The sequence below is a fragment of the Kribbella sp. NPDC051587 genome, from assembly GCF_044453945.1.
In the GTDB taxonomy this organism is placed as follows: domain Bacteria; phylum Actinomycetota; class Actinomycetes; order Propionibacteriales; family Kribbellaceae; genus Kribbella.
Map to the genome: position 1 here is coordinate 163,710 of NZ_JBITDE010000004.1, position 21,613 is coordinate 185,322.

Annotated in this window: 21 protein-coding genes; 17 read left to right on the forward strand and 4 right to left on the reverse strand. The window is 68.7% G+C overall.

Annotated features, from left to right (window positions below; all coding sequences use genetic code 11):
• Positions 1–22 precede the first annotated feature (22 nt).
• The 6 genes from aspS (at position 23) to ACIA49_RS16465 (ending at position 7,749) form a co-directional block, all read left to right on the forward strand.
• Positions 23–1,312: an aspartate--tRNA(Asn) ligase gene (gene aspS, locus ACIA49_RS16440; RefSeq protein WP_396377991.1), complete on the forward strand. Its 1,290-nt coding sequence runs from the start codon at positions 23–25 to the stop codon at positions 1,310–1,312.
• Between the two features lie 2 nt (positions 1,313–1,314).
• Complete coding sequence (locus ACIA49_RS16445) at positions 1,315–2,178, forward strand: phosphotransferase family protein (protein WP_396377992.1); 864 nt, start codon at positions 1,315–1,317, stop codon at positions 2,176–2,178.
• 7 nt (positions 2,179–2,185) lie between these two features.
• Positions 2,186–3,442: an ArgE/DapE family deacylase gene (locus tag ACIA49_RS16450; RefSeq protein ID WP_396377993.1), complete on the forward strand. Its 1,257-nt coding sequence runs from the start codon at positions 2,186–2,188 to the stop codon at positions 3,440–3,442.
• A gap of 16 nt (positions 3,443–3,458) precedes the next feature.
• Positions 3,459–6,122 carry an ATP-binding protein gene (locus ACIA49_RS16455; protein WP_396377994.1) on the forward strand — a complete coding sequence of 888 codons (2,664 nt, stop codon included), beginning with the start codon at positions 3,459–3,461 and terminating at the stop codon, positions 6,120–6,122.
• Positions 6,123–6,250: 128 nt separating this feature from the next.
• The gene (locus tag ACIA49_RS16460; protein WP_396377995.1) at positions 6,251–6,967 is read left to right on the forward strand and encodes an alpha/beta hydrolase; all 717 of its coding nucleotides are present in this window, start codon (positions 6,251–6,253) and stop codon (positions 6,965–6,967) included.
• Positions 6,967–7,749 carry an alpha/beta hydrolase gene (locus ACIA49_RS16465; protein WP_396377996.1) on the forward strand — a complete coding sequence of 261 codons (783 nt, stop codon included), beginning with the start codon at positions 6,967–6,969 and terminating at the stop codon, positions 7,747–7,749. The genes ACIA49_RS16460 and ACIA49_RS16465 overlap by 1 nt, the downstream gene beginning before the upstream one ends.
• Positions 7,750–7,773: 24 nt before the next feature.
• Here the strand turns inward: ACIA49_RS16465 and ACIA49_RS16470 are convergent, their stop codons facing one another.
• Entirely contained in the window at positions 7,774–8,637 is an 864-nt protein-coding gene (locus tag ACIA49_RS16470; protein WP_396377997.1) for an aminoglycoside phosphotransferase family protein, read from the reverse strand.
• Between the two features lie 58 nt (positions 8,638–8,695).
• Here ACIA49_RS16470 and ACIA49_RS16475 point away from each other — a divergent pair, with 58 nt between their 5' ends.
• From ACIA49_RS16475 to rsgA, 5 genes are read left to right on the forward strand one after another with little or no spacing between them, the layout of a single operon-like run.
• Positions 8,696–9,400 (forward strand): DsbA family protein, encoded by a 705-nt coding sequence (locus tag ACIA49_RS16475; protein ID WP_396377998.1) that lies wholly within the window; start codon positions 8,696–8,698, stop codon positions 9,398–9,400.
• Between the two features lie 52 nt (positions 9,401–9,452).
• Positions 9,453–10,031, forward strand: coding sequence for a DoxX family membrane protein (locus ACIA49_RS16480; protein ID WP_396377999.1), 579 nt, complete (start codon positions 9,453–9,455; stop codon positions 10,029–10,031).
• 26 nt (positions 10,032–10,057) lie between these two features.
• A complete protein-coding gene (locus tag ACIA49_RS16485; RefSeq protein ID WP_396378000.1) occupies positions 10,058–11,353 on the forward strand; it encodes a hypothetical protein in 1,296 nt (431 codons plus the stop codon).
• 47 nt (positions 11,354–11,400) lie between these two features.
• Positions 11,401–12,672 carry a 3-phosphoshikimate 1-carboxyvinyltransferase gene (aroA, locus tag ACIA49_RS16490; protein WP_396378001.1) on the forward strand — a complete coding sequence of 424 codons (1,272 nt, stop codon included), beginning with the start codon at positions 11,401–11,403 and terminating at the stop codon, positions 12,670–12,672.
• Complete coding sequence (rsgA, locus tag ACIA49_RS16495) at positions 12,672–13,682, forward strand: ribosome small subunit-dependent GTPase A (RefSeq protein WP_396378002.1); 1,011 nt, start codon at positions 12,672–12,674, stop codon at positions 13,680–13,682. Before aroA ends, rsgA begins: the two co-directional genes overlap by 1 nt.
• Here the strand turns inward: rsgA and ACIA49_RS16500 are convergent.
• Complete coding sequence (locus ACIA49_RS16500; protein ID WP_396378003.1) at positions 13,675–14,166, reverse strand: DUF2231 domain-containing protein; 492 nt, start codon at positions 14,164–14,166, stop codon at positions 13,675–13,677. The genes rsgA and ACIA49_RS16500 overlap by 8 nt on opposite strands.
• Before the next feature lie 95 nt (positions 14,167–14,261).
• On the opposite strand from ACIA49_RS16500, the gene hisN reads away from it, so the two are divergent.
• The 4 genes from hisN to ACIA49_RS16520 are packed head-to-tail and all read left to right on the forward strand — an operon-like array spanning position 14,262 to position 18,042.
• The gene (gene hisN / locus ACIA49_RS16505) at positions 14,262–15,041 is read left to right on the forward strand and encodes a histidinol-phosphatase (RefSeq protein ID WP_396378004.1); all 780 of its coding nucleotides are present in this window, start codon (positions 14,262–14,264) and stop codon (positions 15,039–15,041) included.
• Between the two features lie 31 nt (positions 15,042–15,072).
• The gene (locus ACIA49_RS16510; RefSeq protein WP_396378005.1) at positions 15,073–16,359 is read left to right on the forward strand and encodes a M16 family metallopeptidase; all 1,287 of its coding nucleotides are present in this window, start codon (positions 15,073–15,075) and stop codon (positions 16,357–16,359) included.
• Complete coding sequence (locus ACIA49_RS16515) at positions 16,356–17,702, forward strand: M16 family metallopeptidase (RefSeq protein ID WP_396378006.1); 1,347 nt, start codon at positions 16,356–16,358, stop codon at positions 17,700–17,702. Before ACIA49_RS16510 ends, ACIA49_RS16515 begins: the two co-directional genes overlap by 4 nt.
• Before the next feature lie 10 nt (positions 17,703–17,712).
• Positions 17,713–18,042, forward strand: coding sequence for a DUF4190 domain-containing protein (locus tag ACIA49_RS16520; protein ID WP_396378007.1), 330 nt, complete (start codon positions 17,713–17,715; stop codon positions 18,040–18,042).
• Positions 18,043–18,070: 28 nt separating this feature from the next.
• Here the strand turns inward: ACIA49_RS16520 and ACIA49_RS16525 are convergent, their stop codons facing one another.
• On the reverse strand, positions 18,071–18,850 hold the full coding sequence (locus tag ACIA49_RS16525) for a DUF4190 domain-containing protein (protein ID WP_396378008.1): 780 nt from the start codon (positions 18,848–18,850) through the stop codon (positions 18,071–18,073).
• Between the two features lie 56 nt (positions 18,851–18,906).
• Positions 18,907–19,332, reverse strand: a complete 426-nt coding sequence (locus ACIA49_RS16530) for a CBS domain-containing protein (protein ID WP_396378009.1) — start codon at positions 19,330–19,332, stop codon at positions 18,907–18,909.
• 222 nt (positions 19,333–19,554) lie between these two features.
• Between ACIA49_RS16530 and ACIA49_RS16535 the strand changes: the two genes are divergently transcribed.
• Together ACIA49_RS16535 and ACIA49_RS16540 are read left to right on the forward strand one after the other, a co-directional pair.
• On the forward strand, positions 19,555–20,778 hold the full coding sequence (locus ACIA49_RS16535) for an MFS transporter (protein ID WP_396378010.1): 1,224 nt from the start codon (positions 19,555–19,557) through the stop codon (positions 20,776–20,778).
• Positions 20,779–20,832: 54 nt separating this feature from the next.
• Positions 20,833–21,525 carry a hypothetical protein gene (locus tag ACIA49_RS16540; protein ID WP_396378011.1) on the forward strand — a complete coding sequence of 231 codons (693 nt, stop codon included), beginning with the start codon at positions 20,833–20,835 and terminating at the stop codon, positions 21,523–21,525.
• The last annotated feature ends 88 nt before the right edge of the window (positions 21,526–21,613 follow it).

A 21,613-nucleotide genomic window follows, 5' to 3' on the forward strand; every position in this document is an offset into this window, starting at 1 on the left:
CAGACCTGGAGGTGAAACAGCGATGCGAATTCTCAACCAAGAGATCCCCTCAGCAGTAGGCCAGACCGTGACGGTGGCCGGCTGGGTGCACCGAAGACGACGGCTGGCGGCCGTCAGTTTCCTGATCCTGCGCGACCGGTCCGGCCTCAGCCAGATCGTCGTGAAGGCGCCGGAAACCCAAGCCCAGTTGGACGAACTCGGCGAGGAGACTGTGGTTCAGGTGACCGGCACGGTCGCCGCGAACGCACAAGCACCCGGTGGTGCGGAGCTGGTCGACCCGGTGATCGAACCGCTCACCGAACCGGCCGCGACACCGCCGATCGAGCTCTGGCGACCAAACGTCCGCGCCGGACTGCCCGTCGTACTGGACAACGCACCGGTCGCGCTGCGGCACCCTGCGGTGCGTGCGGGCTGGGAGATCGCTGCAGCGGCGCTGCACGGTTTCCGGGCGGCCCTGGACGGTCAGGGCTTCACGGAGATCCAGACGCCGAAGATCGTCGGTACGGCGACAGAGTCCGGCGCTAACGTGTTTGCGCTGGACTACTTCGGCGGACCGGCGTACCTGGCGCAGTCGCCGCAGTTCTACAAGCAGACGATGGTTGGCGTGTTCGAGCGGGTCTACGAGGTCGGTCCGGTCTTCCGGGCCGAGCCCCACGACACTGTGCGGCACCTGGCCGAGTACGTCTCGCTCGACGCGGAGTTCGGGTTCATCCAGGACCACCGCGACGTTCTCGCCGTACTGCGTTCTGTCCTGGCCACCATGCTGTCCACAGTGGGCGAACGGGCGTCGTCCGCGTTGGACCGGCTCGGCGTCGAACTACCGGAGATTCCGGTCGACGTACCGGTCCTGCACTTCACCGAGGCGCTCAAGCTCGCCGGCGCGAACCCGGACGAGCCAGACCTCGCACCGGCCGACGAGCGCGCCATTGGCGAGTGGGCCCTGCGTGAGCACGGCAGCGCGTTCGTCGCGGTCGAGGGCTATCCGATGGTGAAGCGGCCGTTCTACACACACTCACAGCCGTCTGACCCCCGCTGGTCCAACTCGTTCGACCTGCTGTTCCGGGGCGTCGAGCTGGTCACCGGTGGTCAGCGCCTACACCGCTACAGCGACTACGTGGCCGCCCTGGCCGCACGCGGCGAGTCGGCGGACGCACCGGCGTACACGTCGTATCTGCAGGCGTTCAAACACGGCATGCCACCCCACGGCGGTTTCGCCATCGGCCTCGAGCGCTTCGTGGCGCGCCTGACCGGCGCCGAGAACGTCCGCGAGGTCACGCTGTTCCCGCGCGACCTGCACCGTCTGACGCCGTAACCATGGACACCACCGAGTCGGTCGTCGCCGAACTGAACGTTGCCCTAGGCACCGATTATCGGCTCGTCCGGCGGCTGACCGGTGGTCTCCAGTCCGGCGCCTTCGAACTCACCGACGGCGCCGTCCTCAAATGGACCGACAACCCCGACTGGGCCCCCCGCGTCCACCGAGCAGCCGACCTGGTCCGCCGAGCTCGCGCAGTCGGCTACCCCACCCCCGAGTGGCTAGCAGTCGGCACCACAACCGCCGGCTCGCCGTACCAACTGCAAGCCCTCGTGCCCGGTACGCCGGTCCGCGGCGGAGCGCTGGTGAACGAGTCGCTCGCCCGGCAACTGATCGCGGCGTGTGAGCTGCAACGCGACCTAGTGCCCGAGGACATCGTGAACTGGTCCGGGTACGCCCACGGTGTCGTCTTCGAGAGCTGGGAGGACGACCTCTGGGAACGCGTCCGCGGCTACGGCGGCGAGGTGACCGACCTCATCAACCAGTACGCCGCCCTCTGCCGCCCCCACCGCGATCACCCGCTGCCCACCAACGACCTCGTGCACGGCGACCTCAACCTCGGCAACCTACTCGTCGAAGACGGCCTGCTGACCGGCGTCATCGACTTCGAGGCCGCCGGTTCCGGCTCACGCGTCTACGACCTCATCTCCCTCGCCGCCTCAGCCGCCCGCGACGGCGCCCCACCCGGAATCGACGGGCTCTTCGTCGAAGCTGCCCTCCAAGCCGGCGGCCACGCCACAGCCGTCGTTTGCGCGGCCTCGGCCTACGCCAGCGTCGCCGAATTCGCCCACAGTCGATCACCCGTCATGGAGCAACTGGTAGCCGTCGGCGCGCGCCGAGTGCTCGAGTTACTGCAGGCATGATGGGCGGATGCTGAGTGAGGTTGAGCGGAAGGTACTAGCGGCCGTAGACGATGAGCAGGTGGTCGCGGTACTGCGGGAGCTGGTGCGGATCCCGAGTGTGGACGGGACTGCGGCTGAGGTCGACGTACAGGCTTGGTGTGCGGAGCGGCTCGGCGTACTGGGGCTGGCGGTTGACCACTGGGAGGTTGATCTGGCTGCGCTGACTGCGCATCCGGGGTTTCCGGGGTGGGAGGTGGAGCGGGAGCGTGCTTGGGGTTGTGTGGGGGTGCTGGGCGGGGACGGTACGCCGGGGCTGATCCTCAACGGGCACGTGGACGTCGTACCGCCTGGTGACCTTGCGCAGTGGCCGGACCGCGACCCGTTCTCGGCTCGGGTTGTCGACGGGGTGATGTGGGGTCGTGGGACGTGCGACATGAAGGGTGGGGTTGCGGCGATCCTGGGTGCGGTGGCGGCGATCGTTGCTGCCGGTGTGGAGCTTCGGAGGCCGTTGGCCGTGCACACCGTGTTCGGTGAGGAGGACGGTGGTGCGGGAGCGTTCGCAACGCTGCAGCGTGGTCACACCGGCGAGGCCTGCCTGATTGCTGAGCCGACTGCGGGTGCGGTGATCCCCGCTAACGCCGGCTCGCTCACCTTCCGCCTCGAGGTTCCCGGGCTCGCCACGCACGGCTCGACGCGCAGCCGCGGGGTGAGCGCGATCGAGAAGTTCACCGTGCTCCAGAACGCCCTGCAGGCACTGGAGACCAAGCGCAACCGCGACCCGCACCCACTGCTCGCGCACCTCGACCTGGCCAACCCACTGTCCGTCGGCACCATCCAGGCGGGCGACTGGGCGAGCACCGTCCCTGACCTCCTCATTGCAGAGGGCCGGTACGGCGTTCGGCTGGGCGAGTCGGTCGACACCGCCCGAGCCGCCTTCGAGGCAGCGATTGCCGAGGCCTGCGCCAAGGACGACTGGCTCCGCGACCACCCCGCAGCCGTCACCTGGCCCGGCGGTGAGTTCGCCTCCGGCCTCCTACCCGACCACGACCCCCTGCTCCCCGACACCCTCCAGGCGGCGTCCGACACCGGCGTACCGACCCCACCCGTCAAGGGCGCCCCTTACGGCTCGGACCTCCGCCAGTACGCCGCCGCAGGCATCCCCACCCTCCAATACGGCCCCGGCGACGTCCGCTACGCCCACGCCACCGACGAGCACGTCTCCCTCACCGAAGTCCTCCACGCCACCCGCACCTACGCCCTCCTAGCAGTCAGGCGTTGCGGCTGAGTGGTAGAAACGCTGCATGGTGCCGTTGCGGGGGCGTTCGGAGGAGCTCGGGCGACTGCTTGAGGCGCTGCGGGCGGCTGAGGGCGGTACGGCGTCGTTGGCGGTGATCGCGGGTGAGCCGGGGCTGGGGAAGTCGGCGCTGGTGGCTGCGGCGGTTGAGCAGGCGGAGCGGCAGGGGTTTCTGGTCGCGCAGGCCACGGCGCAGCAGACGGATGACATCAGCCCGCTGTCGTCGCTCGCACCGGCGCTCAGGGCTGGACGTGAGCCGCTGATCGACACCGAGCACTTCATGGAGCTCGCCACGCTCAACACGCAGCCGCTGTGGCTGGCTGAGCGACTGGCCGACCTCGTGGGCCGCCAGCTCGACGGAACCAACGCCATGATCGTTCTGGACGACGCTCAGTGGTCGGACCCGCTGAGCGCCTTCGCGCTCCGAGTGATGATCGCCCGGCTCTCCACGCACCAGTTGTTCTGGCTGGTGGCCACCCGACCTGCTCCCGGCGGAGTCGCCGACCAACTGGTCAATGCGGTCCACACCCAGGTCCCGGTGCACACCATCGAGCTAGGACCGCTCAGCGCCGACGCCATCCAGGACATCGCCACAGACCGACTGAATGGCCCAGTGGGCGAAGGGCTCGCCCACCAATTGGCCGGTGTCCAGGGCAACCCGTTCCTGGCCGAGCAACTGATCGCCGGCCTCTATCTGAACATCTCTGGATCAGGGGTGGTTGGTGTTGGGCCGGTTGGTCCGCTGCTGGCTGCCGGCCTCCCCACCGGCCCGCTGGCGCCCGGACTCGTCGAGGGTGTGCGACGACGGAGCAGCGGGCTGTCCGAGCTTGCCCGGACACTCGTTCGGACCGCTGCGGTTTTTGGTAGTGAGTTCCGCCTTGATGACGTGGCTGCGCTGATGTCCGAGCCTGTGGCCAAGCTGGCCACCGCACTGGACGAGGCGATCCAGGCCGGGCTGCTGACTGACGCGGGCTCCACACTGCGATTCGGGCACGAACTCCTGAGGTCAGCGACCCTGGCCGACGTACCACCCTCGGCTCAGCGCGCGCTGCACGGCGCGATCGCGAGTCAACTGGTCGCGGCCGGCCGCGGCGCCGCAGCCGCTGCACCACATGTCTTGGCCGTTGCGCAGCAGGGCGACACCAAGGCCGTAGAAACCCTGCGCCAGGCCGCCCACGAGCTGCTGGCAACCATGTCGACCACAGCAGCAGAGGTCATCCAGCAGGCGTTCGACCTGACACCTATCGACGATCCACTGCGCGCCGAGGTCGGAGTCGACGTCGTCGCCATCCTGCTGTCTGCCTACCAGTACGACCGGGCCAAGGCGTTCGCCGATGACCTGCTGGGCGGTACGGCGCTCTACCACGGACCGGTCACGCCGGACCTGCGCGCATCGATCCGCCTGCACCTGGCGCCACGCCAGTGGGTGACCAGCCGTCTGGAGCGGCAAGACCTCTTCGCGCCGGGCGCTGCTACACACCTGACCGAACGCCTCACGGCCTACCGCACGCTGCTCGCCCCGGACGAGGTCGCACCGACAGACCTGCTCCCCCGTCTGAGCGACCCGGTGGCCCGGGCGATCGTCCTGGCCGCAGCTGCCGAGGCGGCTCGGAACGAGGGCCGTTACGCCACAGCTCGCGGCTACTACGTCGAGGCGCGCGAAGTGACGCCGGACCTGGGCAGCCTCCCGGACACCCTGCTGGAGGTCGGCGAGCTCCACTGTCGCGCCGAGGCCGACGAGCTACCCCAGGCGCTGAGGCGCAGCCGCGAACTGATGACCGCCGGTGACTGGCAGTCGGCTGCCCATCTCAGTGTTCTGCACGCCCGGCTCGAGTACGCGGCCGGCAACCTCGACGCAGCCGAGGAGGAGGCGAGAAACGGCCAGCGGTGGATGAAGGATCTCCACGAAACCGCACTGGTGCCGGTCACGCAGCAGGTGCTCGCCCTGATCGCTCTACTGCGGGGCCACTCCACCAAGGCGCGGGAGTTCGCCGGCGCCGATCCGATCATCAACGCTCTGCTCGCAATCACCGACGGCGACACGAAGGCGTTGCCACGGCTGCGCGACGTACCGCATGGTTTTCCAGAGCGGGTCAGCATCCTCGTGCAAGCAGATGCCGAGGATCTGCTGGCAGCGCAGGTCGAAGCGAGTCCGTCCGTGGCGGCACTCGGTGCGCGTGAGCTGGTGGCCGCCGGTACCGACCTCAAGCGGCTGGCCGCGGCAGCCGAACAGCTGCGCGGCGCGGACCGGCCGCTGTTGGCGGCTCTGGCCGCGGACCGCTACGGCCGCGCAGAGCTGGAGAGCGGTGACCGCGCAACCGGAGTCGCCGCGCTGGAGCAGGCCCTGGACGCCCTCACCGCACTCGGGGCGACCGGACCGGCGGCCAAGATCCAGGCGGCGCTCCAGTCGGCCGGAGTACGCCGGCGCCGGTGGTCCGCCGTACCGGCTCGTGCTGAGGCTGGTTGGGAGGCCCTCACCCCGATGGAGCGTCGCGTCGCGCTCCTGGTCGCAGAGGGCCACACCAACCGGTCAGCGGCCGAGCAGCTGGTCGTCTCGGCCAGCACGGTCGGTACCCATCTGCGCTCGGTCTTCGGCAAGCTCGGGGTGAACTCCAGGGTCCAACTGACCCGCCTGGTGCTGGAGCGGTTCGCCCCTCCCCCGAACGCATGAGTTTTGGGTGCACCGGCACCCCAGCACGCCTCATGCGTTCGCCAGAAGTTCAGATGTTCGGTCGATCCGGCGGAGCGCCTGTTCGCGGCAATCTTCAGGTCATCACCTACTGAAGGAGTGCGAGACAGATGACCGACAAGACCCCCACCGTCGTCCTGGTGCACGGAGCGTTCGCCGAGAACTCGTCCTGGACCGGCGTGATCGCCGATCTCACCAGCCGCGGCATCCCGGCGGTGGCGCTGTCCAACGAGCTGCACGGCGCCCAGTACGACGGCAGCCGGATCGCTGCTCAGGTCCGGGAGATCGACGGCCCGGTCGTCCTGGTCGGGCACTCGTACGGCGGCGCGGTGATCACCAACGTCGCGAACGCCGCCGACAACGTGACCGCCCTCGTGTACATCTCGGCCTTCATCCCCGATGAGGGCGAGAGCCTGCAGGACCTGCTCGGCAGCTTCCCCGCCAACGACTTCGGCGCCGGACTGGTCCCGCACCAGCTGCCCACGGGTGACGGTGGCGAGGAGACCTTCCTCAGCATCGACCAGGCCAAGTTCCACGACCTGTTCGCGGCCGACGTCGCGGAGTACGACCTGCTGGCCCGCACGCAGCGTCCGATCGCTGCCGCGGCTTTCGAGGAGAAGTCCGGTCCGGCGAGCTGGAAGCGGCTGCCGGTCTACCAGCTGATCGCATCGGCCGACGAGGCCATCCACCCGGAGGGCCAGCGGACCATGGGAGCCCGCGCCAAGGCCACCACGATCGAGGTCGACGGCTCGCACGCAGTCGCCGTCTCGCAGCCCAAGGCCGTCGCCGCCTTCATCGCGACCGCAGTCGAGGGTGGTGCGAAGTAATGCGCATCCGTCGCCTGACCGCAGCCGTTGCCACTGTCCTGCTGACTGTCACCGGAGCCACCACGGCAGCCGCGACTCACCAGCCGAAGCCCAAGCCCACCATCGTCCTCGTGCACGGAGCGTTCGCCGACGGCGGCAGCTGGTCCGAGGTCACCAAGAAGCTCCAGCGGGACGGCTACACGGTCGTCTCCCCCGCCGTACCGCTGCGGGGGATCGCCAGCGACACGTCGTACCTGAAGGGTGTCCTGGCCGGCATCTCCGGCCCGAAGGTCCTGGTCGGACACTCGTACGGCGGTGCTCTGATCACTCAGCTCGCGGGAGCAGCAGCCGATGTGAAGTCGCTGGTCTACGTCGCCGCGTTCGTTCCGCAGGCGGGAGAGACCATCGGTGCACTGAACGCACAGTTCCCCGGGAGCGAGATCAACGAGACCACCACCAACACCATCACCTACCCGGGTGGTGTGGACCTGGTCATGAAGCCGGACGCGTTCCGGTGGGTCTTCGCCGCCGACCTGCCCAGCCGGCAGGCCGCCGTACTGGCCTCGTCGCAGCGTCCGGTCGCCGCATCGGTCTTCACCGAGACCGTCCCGGCCAGCGCACCGGCCGGCCTCCCGAAGTACGCCGTCATCGCCGGCAAGGACCGCGCCATCGCCCCAGCGGCTGAGCGGTTCATGGCTAAGCGAGCCAACGCCAAGGTCGTCGAGGCGCCCGGAGCCTCACACCTGGTGATGCTCTCGGAGCCGTCGCTGGTCACCCACACCATCGAGCAAGCAGCTCGCTGAGTCACCTGTCGGCCGGTCCACCCCTCACCGGGTGGACCGGCCGACGACGCGTTCCAGGGCCAGCTCCCCCGCTGCCCGCCACGTGGGCTTGCCGCCGCGCAGCCCTCGCTCCCCGTTGACTGCCATGGCCAGGATGAACATCGCCTTGATCGCAGCGTGGCCCCGAGCCCGCCGGAACGTCGCGTCGTCCATCGGATAGGCCTCGAAGAACCGCTTGGCCGCGCCATCCGGAAGCAGCACCCACGCAGCCGAGATGTCGATGGCAGGGTCGCCGCTCCCCAGGTCCTCGAAGTCGATCACTCCAGCCAGCCGGCCCTCTGCCACCACGATGTTCGCCGGGTGCAGATCCGTGTGCACAACCACCGGAGGCCCGTCCCAGGACGGTGCGGCGACAGCATCGGCCCAGATCTCCCGTACGTCCTCCCCTGGCGCGATGCTCTCGGAGAAGTGCTCGATATCGCTCAGCCGCAGCGGTCCGGTCCGAGAGGTCGCCGGTACGTCGACCGGCGCGGGCTGATGCAGTGCGCGCAGGAAGGTGGCCAGGGTGGTACCCGACTCATCCGCCGTGATGAACTCCCGGTCCGCCGGCTCACCGGGCACCCACTGGGTGATCAGCCACGGATTGGGAAACCGCTCCGACGGCACACCCCGCCGTACAGGTATCGGCACTGGCAGCGGGAGCCGCTCAGCCAGGGTCGGGAGCCACCGGTACTCGACCTCCTGCAGCTGCACAGCACCGGGCTGACGGGGCATCCGGACGGCCAGCTCCTCCCCCAGGCGCCACATCTGGTTGCCCCAACCGCCGATGACTTCCCGCAGCTCCAGCTCGGCCAGGTCGGGGTACTGGTCGCGGAGCAGGTTCCGGACGAGGTCCTCGGTGATCTCCATGTGGCGTCAGACGCGTCACACGGGGAATGGGTTCGGACCGGCACAGGTTCTTCTGAGCATGCGTATTGATGTCTGGTCCGATGTCGTCTGTCCGTGGTGCTACATCGGCAAGCGGCGCTTGGAAGAGGCGATCGCCGAGAGCGGCGACAAGCCCGAGATCGTCTGGCACAGCTTCCAGCTGGACCCGTCGTCGACGAACGACGACCCCCGCGACCTGCCGACGCGGCTGGGCGAGAAGTACGGCCGTGACCGCGCGTGGGGTGTCCAGGCGAACGAGCAGGTGACCGCCGTGGCCGCTGAGCTCGGTCTGGAGTACCACCTGGATCAGGCGAAGTCCGTGAACACCGTGGACGCACACCGGCTGCTGCACCTGGCTCTCGAGTACGGCACGGACACCCAGGGCCAGCTGAAGGAACGGTTGCTGAAGGCATACTTCACCGACGGCCTCCCGGTCGGTGACCACACCACTCTGGCCGCGCTGGCCGAGGAGGTCGGTCTCCCGGCCGACCGAGTGGCTGAGGTGCTGGCCGGAACCGAGTACGCCGACGAGGTGGCCGCCGACCAGGCACAAGCCCTCGCGTACGGCGCCAACGGCGTACCGTTCTTCGTCATCGACGAGAAGTACGGCGTGAGCGGCGCCCAGCCCGCGGAGGTGTTCCGCGAGGCACTGCGCCGTGCGAACGCCGACCGCAAGCCGGTGACCCTGATCAGCGCACCGAACGCGGACGACGCCACCTGCGGTCCGGACGGCTGCCCGATCTGACGGTTGGGCCTGGGTACCGGAGTCTCCTCAACAGGTGGTGTATGAAGGAGGCATGACTGTCGTGCGTGCATTGGCCAGGCCGTTGCTGTCCGCCATTTTCATCGTCCAGGGCGCCAACTCGGTCCGTAATCCCGAGCCGCTCGTGTCCAAGGCGCAGCCCGTCACCGACCGGCTGGTGCCGATGCTGAAGAAGGCCGCACCGGCCCAGGTCGCCGACCGGCTCCCGGAGACGACGGTCAACCTGATCCGCCTGAACGGCGCCGCGCAGGTGCTCGGCGGTCTCGCACTGGCCACCGGCAAAGGCCGGCGGTTCGGTGCGACGCTGCTGGCCGCCTCACTGGTGCCGACGACCCTGGCCGGGCACTCGTTCTGGCAGGAGGACGAGAAGGCGGCCAAGGCTCAGCAGCGCGTCCAGTTCCTGAAGAACCTGGGTCTGATGGGCGGTCTGCTCCTCGCGGCCGTCGACACCGAGGGCAAGCCGGGTGTGGCCTGGCGGGCGAGCCACGGCGCGAAGGCAGCCAAGCGGGAGACCAAGCGCGGCGCGAAGGCAGCCAAGCGAGAGACCCGTCAGCTGGCCCGCGACGCCAAGGCCAGGGCCCGACTCGCGAAGGCCGAGTTGCACCTCGGCTGACCTGGCGCGGCCCTACGCTGGAGGCCGTGCCCACTTACAGTGACGACGGCAAGTGGTGGTGGGACGGGCGCGCCTGGCAGCCCGTGACTCAGCAGCCACCCGCGCCTCAGCAACAGCAGTACGGCGGTCCGCAGCAGCAGTACGCCGGTCCCCCGCAGCAGCAGTACGCGGCTCCGCCTCAGCAGCAGTACCCGGGTCCGCAGCAGCCGCAGTACCCCAGTGGCCAGCCGCAGTACCCGGCCGGCCCACCGCAGTACCCGGGCGCACAACCGTCGTACCCGAGTGGGCCGCAGGGCTTCTACCAGCCCCAGCAGCCGCCGAAGAAGAGCCGCACCCCGCTGATCATCGCGGGGGCGTTGGCTCTCGTGCTCGTCATCGCCGTCGGCGGTGTGGTGGTCTGGAAGAACACCGGCTCCGGCAACGGTGGTGGCACCTCGGCGGGAGCCCCGCCCAAGGACGCCAAGATCATCGAGCCCGGCCAGCCCGTCACAGCGCAGGCGTTGAGCGAGGTGAACCCGCAGGCGTTCCACGAGAGCATCCTGAAGCGTCAGATGACCACACCGATCGGCCGGCTGAAGACGTCGGTCTTCGCGGATGCCAAGGTGTTCGCCACCGGACAGCCGATCTGGTCGATCAGTGACCTGGCCGCCGACCGCCAGAGCAAGAAGTACTACTACGCCCAGACCATCATGGACGGCCGGGCGGACAAGGAACCGACGGACTCGGTCTGCACCGGGGAGCCGAAGCCGATGGTCTGGTCGAAACTCAACAAGGCCTGGCAGCGCAGCACCTTCGACGACCTCTGGTGCACCAAGATGCCGCAGGGCAGCACCGACGCGATCGTCTCGACCGGGCTGACGGCCGAGCAGGCGGACAAGGTGATCGGCTATCTGCGGGAGAGCAAGGGGTTCGTGAACCCGGCCCAGCCCACGCTGCTGAGCGCCGGTGGCAAGACCTACGTCCGGCAGGTCGTCGACTTCAAGCCGGTCGTGCGGGCCGACGACAACTACTACGGCTCGCAGATCCTGACCTGGGCGCTGCGCGAGTCAGGGATCGACCCGGTCGAGTGGAGGTGGTCGAACCCCTTCAACATCACCGAGGGCATCCACATGGTCTACTACCTCGACCCCGCCACCCTGCTGCCGGTCGCAGCGTTCCAGAGCGGTATCGACACCCCTGCGGCCAACGGTGAGCCGGCCATCAAGCGGACCACCATCCAGGTGGTCAACTACTCCTGGCCGAAGGCCCTCCCGACGCCGCAGTTCGGCAAGTCCCCGAACAGTCTGACCATCAGCCTCCCGGAAGGCTGGAAGGTCCAGTAAGCGCGATGCCCTAGGCTCAGAGGCAAGAAACGAGCTGAGGGAGTGGGATGAGTCAGGAGCAGGGCTGGGCGGCACCTCGGGCCGAGGGGCCGGTCAGCGGCCGGATCACGGTGCCCGGATCGAAGTCGATCAGCAACCGGGCACTCATCCTCGCAGCGATCGCAGACGGCCCGTCACACCTGACGGGCCTGCTCAGCGCGCGTGACACCACTCTGATGCGGACGGCGCTCACCTCGCTCGGCGTCGGGATCGCGGACAACGGCTCGACCGTCACCGTCACCCCCGGCTCGCTCAAGGGCCCGGCGAGTGTGGACTGCGGTCTGGCCGGCACCGTGATGCGCTTCGTGCCGCCCGTGGCCGCGCTGGCCGATGGTGTGATCGCGTTCGACGGTGACGAGTACGCCCGGGAGCGCCCGATGGGCGTGATCCTCGATGCGCTGCGAGCGCTCGGCGTACAGATCGAGGACGGTGGCACCGGCCGGATGCCGTACTCCGTGTCCGGCACGGGGTCGGTGCGCGGCGGCAAGGTCACGCTGGACGCCTCCGGCTCGAGCCAGTTCGTCTCCGCGCTACTGCTGGCCGGCGCCCGGTACGACGAGGGTGTCGACATCCGGCATGACGGCAAGCCGGTGCCGTCGCAGCCGCACCTGGACATGTCGGTGGCGATGCTGCGGGAGCGCGGCGTCGTCGTTGACGACTCCGAGCCGAACCGCTGGGTGGTTGCCCCCGGCCCCATTCGTGCGCTGGACACCGCGATCGAGCCCGACCTGTCGAACGCCGCGCCGTTCCTGGCCGCCGCCGTGCTCACCGGTGGCGAGGTGACCGTGACGGGCTGGCCGGAGCACACCACGCAGCCAGGTGGTCAGCTGCCCGAGATCTTCACCCGCTTCGGCGCAGAGGTGACTCGCACCGACGACGGCCTCACGGTGCGCGGCACCGGGCGAGTCAACGGATGTGACCTCGACCTGAGCGCAGTCGGCGAGCTCAGCCCGGTTATAGCGGCTGTGGCAGCCTTTGCGGACGGACCGTCGTACCTGCGGGGTATTGCGCATCTGCGGTTCCACGAGACGGATCGACTGGCCGCACTGGAGCGCGAGTTCAACGCACTGGGCGGTGAGGTCACCCAGCTGGAAGACGGGCTGGAGATCCGGCCGAAGCCCTTGCAGGGCGGGCTGTTCGCGACCTACAACGACCACCGGATGGCGCACGCGGCCGCTGTGGTCGGACTGCTCGTCGACGGGCTGCTGATCGAGAACATCGGGACCACGGCGAAGACACTGCCGGAGTTCCCCGAGCTCTGGTCGGGCCTGGCCGGCTGATGTCGCGGTACGACGAGGAGGCCAAGTACGACCGGCCCAAGCGCCGGACGCGGCCGCGGACCAAGGACCGTCCGACGTACGACGACGCCGTCGTCGCCTTCGTCACCACCCGCGACCGCGGTCGCTACACGTGCTGGGTCGGCGACACGACGACCGGTCGGCAGGTGACGGCGATGAAGGCTCGCCAGCTCGGCCGCAAGGGCGTGATCGTCGGCGACCTGGTCAAGCTGGACGGCGACGCGACCGGTGACGAGGGCTCCCTGGCGCGGATCGTCGAGGTGCTCCCCCGGACGACCCTGCTGCGTCGCTCGGCCGATGACGACGACCCGATCGAGCGACCGCTGGTCGCGAACGCCGAGCAGCTCGTGATCGTCGTGGCCGTCGCCAACCCGGAGCCCCGGACCGGACTCATCGACCGCTTCCTGGTCGCCGCGTACGACGCGGGCATGCGGCCGCTGCTCTGTCTGACCAAGACCGACCTCGCGGACCCGACACCCCTGCTCGACATCTACCGCCCACTGGGAGTCGAGTCCGTAGCCACCCAGCAGGGTGGTGACCTACAGGCACTGCGTGAGCAACTCGAGGGCCGCACCAGCGTGCTGGTCGGTCACTCCGGCGTCGGGAAGTCCACTCTGGTCAACGGAGTGATCCCCAGCGCGCACCGCGCCATCGGGGTCGTCAATGAGGTCACCGGCCGTGGCCGCCACACCTCCACCAGCACCGTCGTACTGCGGCTGCCGGACGGCGGCTGGATCATCGACACCCCAGGTATCCGGTCGTTCGGGCTGGCGCATGTCGATCCTGACAAGCTCATCGACGCCTTCCCCGATCTCGCGGACCTCACGGTCGACTGTCCCCGCGGCTGCGCTCACACGGAGACGTCGCCCGGCTGTGCCCTCGACGAGGCTGTCGCCGAGGGCAAGGCCGACGCTGACCGGGTCACGTCGTTCCGCCGCCTGCTGGCCAGCCGTGAGGGCCGCGAGCAGCGGGACTCCGAGCCGACTACTTAGGCAGCTGCCCGTCCCAGACAGCCTTCGCACCGGCGTCACCGGTGCGAACGGTCTGGTAGATCACCAGTACGCCGATCACTACCATCGCAGCGCTGGTCACCAGCCCCAGCGGGCCGCCGCGCCCTTCTTTGGCGCCCTTGCCACTGGCCAGCGCAGAGGGACCGCCCAGCAGCAGGAATGCGGCCACCGCCACCACAGCGAAGATCAGGCAGAACCAGAAGAGCAGGTCGCCCCGCTCCTGGTGCAGCTCGACAGCCTTCTGCAGGGTCGGTACGGCGGCCACGAACGCCTCACCGCTCTCCTTGGCGACGAACGCGAGCACCAGCGAGCCCAGACCGAGCAGCAGCACCGGCCAGCGCAGCAGCCACCGCCAGCGCGGGACCAGAGCGAAGACAATGGCGGTCAGTGCGGACACCGGGAGCACCAGCACCGCAGCGTGGATGACCAGCACATGCAAGGGCAGGTCCCCGAAGCGCTCGAACATTGACGCCTCCTAAAGGCGGTCGTGTGGTTCTGTACCACTCCACACGATCTGAACCGCTATTCGGTTCAACCTCGCCGCAGGCTAGCCTTCCGGCTATGCCCTCGCACACGGATGACCTGCGGCTCGCCCACATCCTGGCCGACGATGCGGACTCGACCACGATGGACCGCTACAAGGCACTCGACCTGCACGTGGCCACCAAGCCCGATCTGACCCCGGTGAGCGAGTCGGACAAGAAGGTCGAAGACGTGATGCGCAAGACGCTCTCCCGGGCCCGCCCGCGGGACGCGTTCGTCGGTGAGGAAGAGGGCACCACGGGCTGGGGTGTCCGGCGCTGGGTCGTCGACCCGATCGACGGCACCAAGAACTACATCCGGGGCGTCCCCGTGTGGGCCACGCTGATCAGCCTGATGATCGAGGACCAGGTGGTCGTCGGCGTCGTCTCCGCTCCGGCACTCGGCAAGCGCTGGTGGGCGTCGTACGGCGATGGTGCCTGGACCGGCCGCGCGCTGCACTCCTCGCAGCCCTGCCGGGTCAGCGACGTGAACACCATCGAGGACGCCTCGCTGTCCTACGCCTCACTCAAGGGTTGGGACAAGCTCGGCAAGAAGGACCAGTGGGCCACGCTGATGGACGACTGCTGGCGGACCCGCGCGTACGGCGACTTCTGGTCCTACATGCTGGTCGCGGAGGGCGCGGTCGACATCGCGGCCGAGCCTGAGCTGAACCTCTACGACATGGCGGCGCTGTCGATCATCGTCGACGAGGCCGGCGGCAGGTTCACGTCGGTCGACGGCGCTCCCGGTCCGAACGGCCCGAACGCCGTCGCCACCAACGGCCGGCTGCACGACGAGGTACTCAAGCGCCTGGCCTGACCACGTAGGCCTGACCACGTAGGGTGGCCGCATGCCCTTGAACTACCCCCTTGCGGAGCAGACGCTCGACAACGGCCTACGGGTCGTGGTGAGTTCGGACCGCGCTGTTCCGATCGTCGCGGTCAACCTCTGGTACGACGTGGGTTCGCGTCACGAGCCACCCGGTCTGACCGGTTTCGCGCACCTGTTCGAGCACCTGATGTTCCAGGGGTCGCGCAACGTCCAGTCCGGGCAGCACTTCAGCCTGCTGGAGACGGTGGGCGCCAGCCTGAACGCGAGCACGTTCTTCGACCGCACCAACTACTTCGAGTCGCTGCCGAGCGGCGGTCTGGACCTGGCCCTGTGGCTGGAGGCCGACCGGATGGGCTACCTGCTCGACGCGCTCAACCAGGAGAACCTGGACAACCAGCGCGACGTGGTGAAGGAGGAGAAGCGGCAGAGCTACGACAACCGCCCGTACGGCGACTCGTACGAGCGGCTGGTCCGGCTCCTCTTCCCCGAGAACCACCCCTACGCGCACATGACGATCGGCTCGATGGCCGACCTGGACGCGGCCTCGCTGGAGGACGTGCACCAGTTCTTCCGCACCTACTACGGCCCCAACAACGCCGTACTGACGATCGTCGGCGACGTGTCGGTCGAGGACGCCTTCGACGCCGCCAAGCGGTACTTCGGTCACCTGCCGGCGATCCCGACGCCGCCGCCCGCCCCGGACGGCACGATCGGGCCGCTCACCGAGGTGCTGCGCGACGACGTACAGGAAGACGTACCGTCCGACTTGGTCACCATGATGTTCCGGCTGCCGCCGGACGGGACTCCGGAGCTGGATGCGGCCGGGCTGGCGCTCGACGTACTGGCCGCGGGTCAGAGTGGTCGGCTGAACCGTCGGCTGGTCCGGGACGAGCAGATCGCCCAGTCCGTCTCCGGTGGTGCGCTGCCACTGATCGGTGGGGTCTCCTTCGGCACGCTGACCGGCATCGCGTCCGACGGCGTGGACCTGCAGAAGGTCGAGGACGCACTGCTCGAAGAGATCGAGAAGCTGGCCGAGAGCGGCGTCACTGACGAGGAGTTGGCCACTGTGCAGGCGCAGGCCGAGCGGGACTGGCTGGAGCAGCTGTCGACCTGTGCGGGCCGCGCTGACGAGATCTCGCACCACGCACTGCTGTTCGGCGACCCGAACCGGATCAACACCCGCATCGACCAGGTCCGCGCCATCACGGCCGAGCAGGTCCAGGCCGCGGCCCGCGAGTGGATCCGGGCCTCCGGTCGCGCTCAGGTGACCTACCGCCGTACCGAAGAGGCTGGAGCGGAAGCATGACCCAACTCACCACTCCCCCGCCGGTCAGCCCGCCCGGTCCGTGGAAGTTCCCGGAGTCGACGGCCACCACGACCAGCGCCGGTACGCCGGTGCACATCTTCGACCGCCCGGGCCAGTACGTCGCTACTGTCCGGGTCACGATCGCGATGCCGCTCTTCGCGGAGCCGCGTGACCTCGAGGGCGTCGCGACGATCATGTCCCGCACTCTCGACGAGGGCACTGAGCTCCACTCGGCCAACGACTTCGCAGCGGCCCTGGAGCGGCACGGAGCGGCGTACGGGGTCGATGTCAGCTCGGACGCGCTGCATGTGGAGATCTCGGTCCCGGTGTCACACCTGGCCCCGGCCGTGAAGCTGCTGGCCGAGGCGGTCACCCGTCCTGCGTTTAATGTCGCCGACGTCGGGCGGCACGTGACGATCCGGCTCGGCGAGATCAACCAGGAGAAGGCGAACGCCGGCTACCGGGCCCGTGAGGCCTTTGCCGCGCACCTGTTCGACGCCTCCACGCGCCGGTCCCGGCCGACCGCGGGGACTCCGGAGACCATCCGCCCGCTGACGAACGTCCAGGTGGCTGAGTTCTACCGGAGCAACATCGGTCCGGCGCGAGCGCAGATCCTGTTCGCCGGCGACGCGACCGGTGTGGACGTCGCTGCGATCGTCGACGACGCCTTCGGTGACTGGCGGGCCGAGGTGGGCCCGGCACTGGAGACACCCGAGCCGCTGTACCTGCCGGGTGATCGTCTGGTGCTGGTGGACCGGCCGGGCTCGGTGCAGAGCCAGCTGGTGATCGGCTGCGCCGGTCCGGACCGGCGCAGCGCCGCCTGGGGTCCTGCCGCTGTGGCGAACCACGTGGTCGGTGGCACCATCACCTCCCGCGTGGACACCGTGCTGCGCGAGGAGAAGGGCTACACCTACGGAACGCGCAGCAGCTTCTCCGCACCGCGCAAGGGCGGCACGTTCACTCTGGGCGGCGCAGTCCGCACCGAGGTGACCGGTGCGGCGATCGGTGACGCACTGCGGATCCTGCGCGAGGCCCGTGACGGTCTGACCGAGCAGGAGGTGCAGGAGGCCAAGGACAGCCTGACGCTGACCGCACCGCTGCGCTACGAGCAGGCGGACTCGATCATCCAGCAGGTGGGCAGCAACATCGCCAACGGCGTACCGATCGACTTCGCCGACACCTACATGCAGCGGATCGCCGCGACCACGGCCGAGCAGGCCACAGCGGCGTACCGGGAGTTCGTGGGAACCAACGGACTGCTTGTCGTCGTCGTAGGGGAAGCCAAGGACGTCAGGCCGCAGCTCACCGAGCTCGGACTGGGGGACCTGATCGAACTGACCTGAGGAGCCCAGGATGTCGTACACCGACGGCACTGACCGGACGCACACGTTCTACCCGGTCCAGCCCGGCTCCCCGGGGCAACCGGCGTACGGCATCCTTCGGGACAGCACCCAGGCCACCGTCGCACTCGTCCTGGGAATCCTCGCCCTCTGCAGCGGTCTGCTCATCCTGTCGCCCGTCACGTGGGCGCTCGGTAGCCAGGCGCTCGCCGAGATCGACGCGGCGCCTGGCACCTACAGCAACCGAGGCATGGCTCAGGCCGGCCGCGTCCTCGGCATCGTCGGTACGGCGTTGCTGGCGCTCGCCCTGGCGAGCTTCCTGCTCTTCTTCGTAGCCATCTGAGCTGATCTGATACCTTCCCCGCCCCGAACTACTTTGGAACCACCAAGCAAGTGACGCCGCGGTCGCCCATGCTCCAGCTGGCCTCGACCGGCTGCAGGTAGTAGATGTTGGAGTCCTCCTCCACCTTCCGCTTCAAGGCGTCCCAACGGTCGCTACAACCCGACTCGGCGACGGTCGAGACGGCGCTCTCGCCCGGCCACTTCCCCGCCGGCAGCTCGAACACGGCGTACACCTCGCCGCCGTTCGGCCCGCTGCACGGCACCAGCTTCATGTTGCGGATCAGGCCCTCGGTGTCGACCTTCTCGACGCAGTCACCCACCTTGAGCTTCTCCGGCCGCACATTCGCCGTCTCGGTGACCTGACCGGACGCGTCCCGGCTCGGCTCGTCGTCGGTGGCGATCGCGATGATCAGCCCCACCCCGAACAGCAGGACCCAGCACCCGGAGATCACCAGACCGGCGATCGCGAGTCCCCGGCCGCCTTGGTTGCGTTGCTTGATCTGCCGCAGCGCGACGATGCCGAAGATGACGCTGAGCAGCACCCCGCTGATGATCCCGAAGATCAGCGAGGCGACCGCGAAGCCGTTCGTACCCTGCGGCGGGCCCTGATAGGGCTGCTGGGGCATGCCCTGGATCGGGGCCATCGGCGGCATGCCGTACTGCCCGGGCTGCTGCGGAGGTCCGCCGTACGAGGGCTGTCCTCCGTACTGCGGCTGCTGCCCGTACTGCGGAGGTCCGGGCTGCTGCGGTGATCCCGGGTACGGCGGCTGGCCGCCGGGAGGCCCGGCCGGGGGTGGAGTCTGACTCATGGACGGACTGTAAACCCCGCGGACCGGCCCTGTCCGGAATTACGGCCTGACCGGTATTAACTGGAGATGTAGTTGGACAGCTGCTCCTTCTCGAACTCCAGCTCACCGATCCGCGACTTGACCACGTCACCGATGCTGACCAGACCGGTCAGGGCACCGTCCACGACGACCGGAACGTGCCGGATCCGGCGGTCCGTCATCAACCGCATCAGGTTGTCGATCAGGTCGTCCGGCGTACAGGTGTGGACCTCGGCGGTCATGATGGCGCTGACCCGGACATCACCGGCGTCCGGAGTCCGGTTCACGAGCCTGACCACGTCACGCTCGGAGACGATGCCGGCCACGGACGTCCCGTCCGCACTCACCACCACCGCGCCGATGTTGCGCTCGGCCAGCAGGGCAAGGAGTTCGGTGACGGTGGCCTGCGGCGAGATGGTGACCACGTCGGTGCCTTTGCCGCGCAGTACGTCGTTGATCTTCACGGAGCCTCCTGCAGATCGAGGGGGGACCAATACCCCAAGGTAGCGAAAAGACCACTGACGCGGCAGGTCTCATCTCAGAAACGATGGGTGACGACGATGTCACCCGCTGTTGTGAAGGTCTTCACAAGATGCCGACGGCAACTGCTGTCGGCTAAATCCGGAGGTGGACGGCTCGATCCGCCCGTAGGATCGCGGGGGTCGAACGACCGGCGAGGGGGATCGATGGGCTGGCGGCAGGACCTCGCGGTACTGAGGCATCGAGACGTCCGGCTGTTCGTCTCCTCCCGGTTCGTCTCCATCCTCGGCTCGACGATCGCCCCGGTCGCGCTGGTGTTCGCCGTACTCGACATCTCACACTCCGCGAGCGCCGTCGGCACCGTGCTGGCCGCCCGGAGCATCCCGAACATCGTCTTCCTGCTGGTCGGTGGTGTGATCTCCGACCGCCTTCCCCGGCACCTCGTCGTACTCGTGGCCAACACGATCAGCGGCCTCACCCAGACGCTTGCCGCCGTCTTGGTGCTCACCGACCACGCGACCATCTGGCAGCTCGCCGCCATCGAGGCGGTGAACGGCGCCGCGTCCGCGTTCGTGATGCCTGCGATGACCGGCGTCCTCCCCTCGATCGTCGACAAGGCCGACCTGCCGCAGGCGACCGCCATCTCCGGCTTCGCGCGCTCGGCCGCGATGATCGGCGGCGGCGCGGTGGCCGGCGTGATCGTCGGACTGACCGGTCCGGGAGTCGGGCTGGCGGTCGACGCCGCGACCTTCCTGATCGCCGCGGCCCTGATCTCCCGGCTGAAGCTGCCATCCGTCGCACGCCGCGCGTCCTCGATGATCACCGATCTCCGCGAGGGCTGGAGCGAGTTCGCCTCCCGGCAGTGGGTCTGGGTCGTCGTCCTGGCGTTCGGCCTGCTCAACGTCATCTTCACCGCCTGCTACACGACCCTCGGCCCGGTCATCGCCGACACCACCTTCGGCCGCGCCGCCTGGGGTGTGGTCAGCGCCTGCTTCGGCGCCGGCCTGGTCGCCGGCGGCCTGCTGATGCTCCGCCTCAAACCGCGGTACCCGCTGCGCGCCGGCATGGCCGGAATGTTGCTCGCGGCACCAATCATCCTCTGCCTCGCGCTCTTCCCGTACGCCGTCGCTGTCGCCGCCGCAGCCTTCGTGATGGGCCTCGGCTTCGAGATCTTCGGCATCGGCTGGGAGACCGCACTCGGTCAGCACGTCCCCCTCGACAAGCTCTCCCGAGTCTCGTCGTACGACATGCTCGGTTCCTTCATCGCCAATCCCGTCGGCCAACTAACGGTCGGCTACATCGCCGCCGCCATCTCGGTGAAGGCCGTCGAGCTGTATGGCCTGACGCTCTACATCCTGATCACGATCGCCACCCTCGTCGTACCGTCCATCTGGAACCTCCGCCGCCTGGACCAGCCACCCGCAGGCTGAGCCGCTCGATCCCATCGCTCCGAGGTCTCACGCCACCACCGCTAGGGTGATCACGTGAGTTCAATCGTTCCGGGTCCGCAGAAGAAGCTCGAGCAAGAGATCGACGCCGCCCGTTCCGGCGCCAAACCTCTGTCCGCGAGCGACCTCAACCCGTCCGCGCCCCAGCACACCGGCCTGACCGGCCTCGACGACTGGCCGGACGCCCTGCGCTCCACGGTCGAAGCCGACTACGAGCGCACGACGGCCCTCACCACCAACCGTCGCAAGACCGCCGACAACTTCGTCCCCGCCCTCCTCAGGGGACTGACGGAGCTCGTCGACGAGATCGACACTCACCTCCAGTCCACCAAGCCCGGCCTCTTCGGCAAGAGCAGCCCGCTGGACCCGCCGTCCACCGACCTGGCCGAGCTCCTCGGCCTCCCAGCGGAGGCGGTCAACGCCACCCCCGGCCGCTCCGAACACAAGGACGCCGCCCGCACCCTCAAGTCGATCCGCGAGCAGCTCAAGTCCCAAGAGGTCATCCACGACCCCCTGGGCCGCGACACCCCGATCGACCACAACAAGCTCACCCGCCTGGTCACCTTCATCGTCCGCCTGGCCCTCATCCTTCACCAGGCGCCCGAAGCAGCGGTCCTCGTCCCCACCGCCCTCGAATCCTTCGCCGAAGGCACCCCCGACCCCCAGGTCGACGAACCCTTCGCCGAAAAACTCGAGTTCTGGCAAGAAACCTACGAAGACCTCGCCTAGCCAGCGACCGAAACCACCGTGCGACGCCGCCCGCGTCGTACCACCCACACATCGAGCAGAAGAGCCTCAAATGGTGGTGGGCCACCTG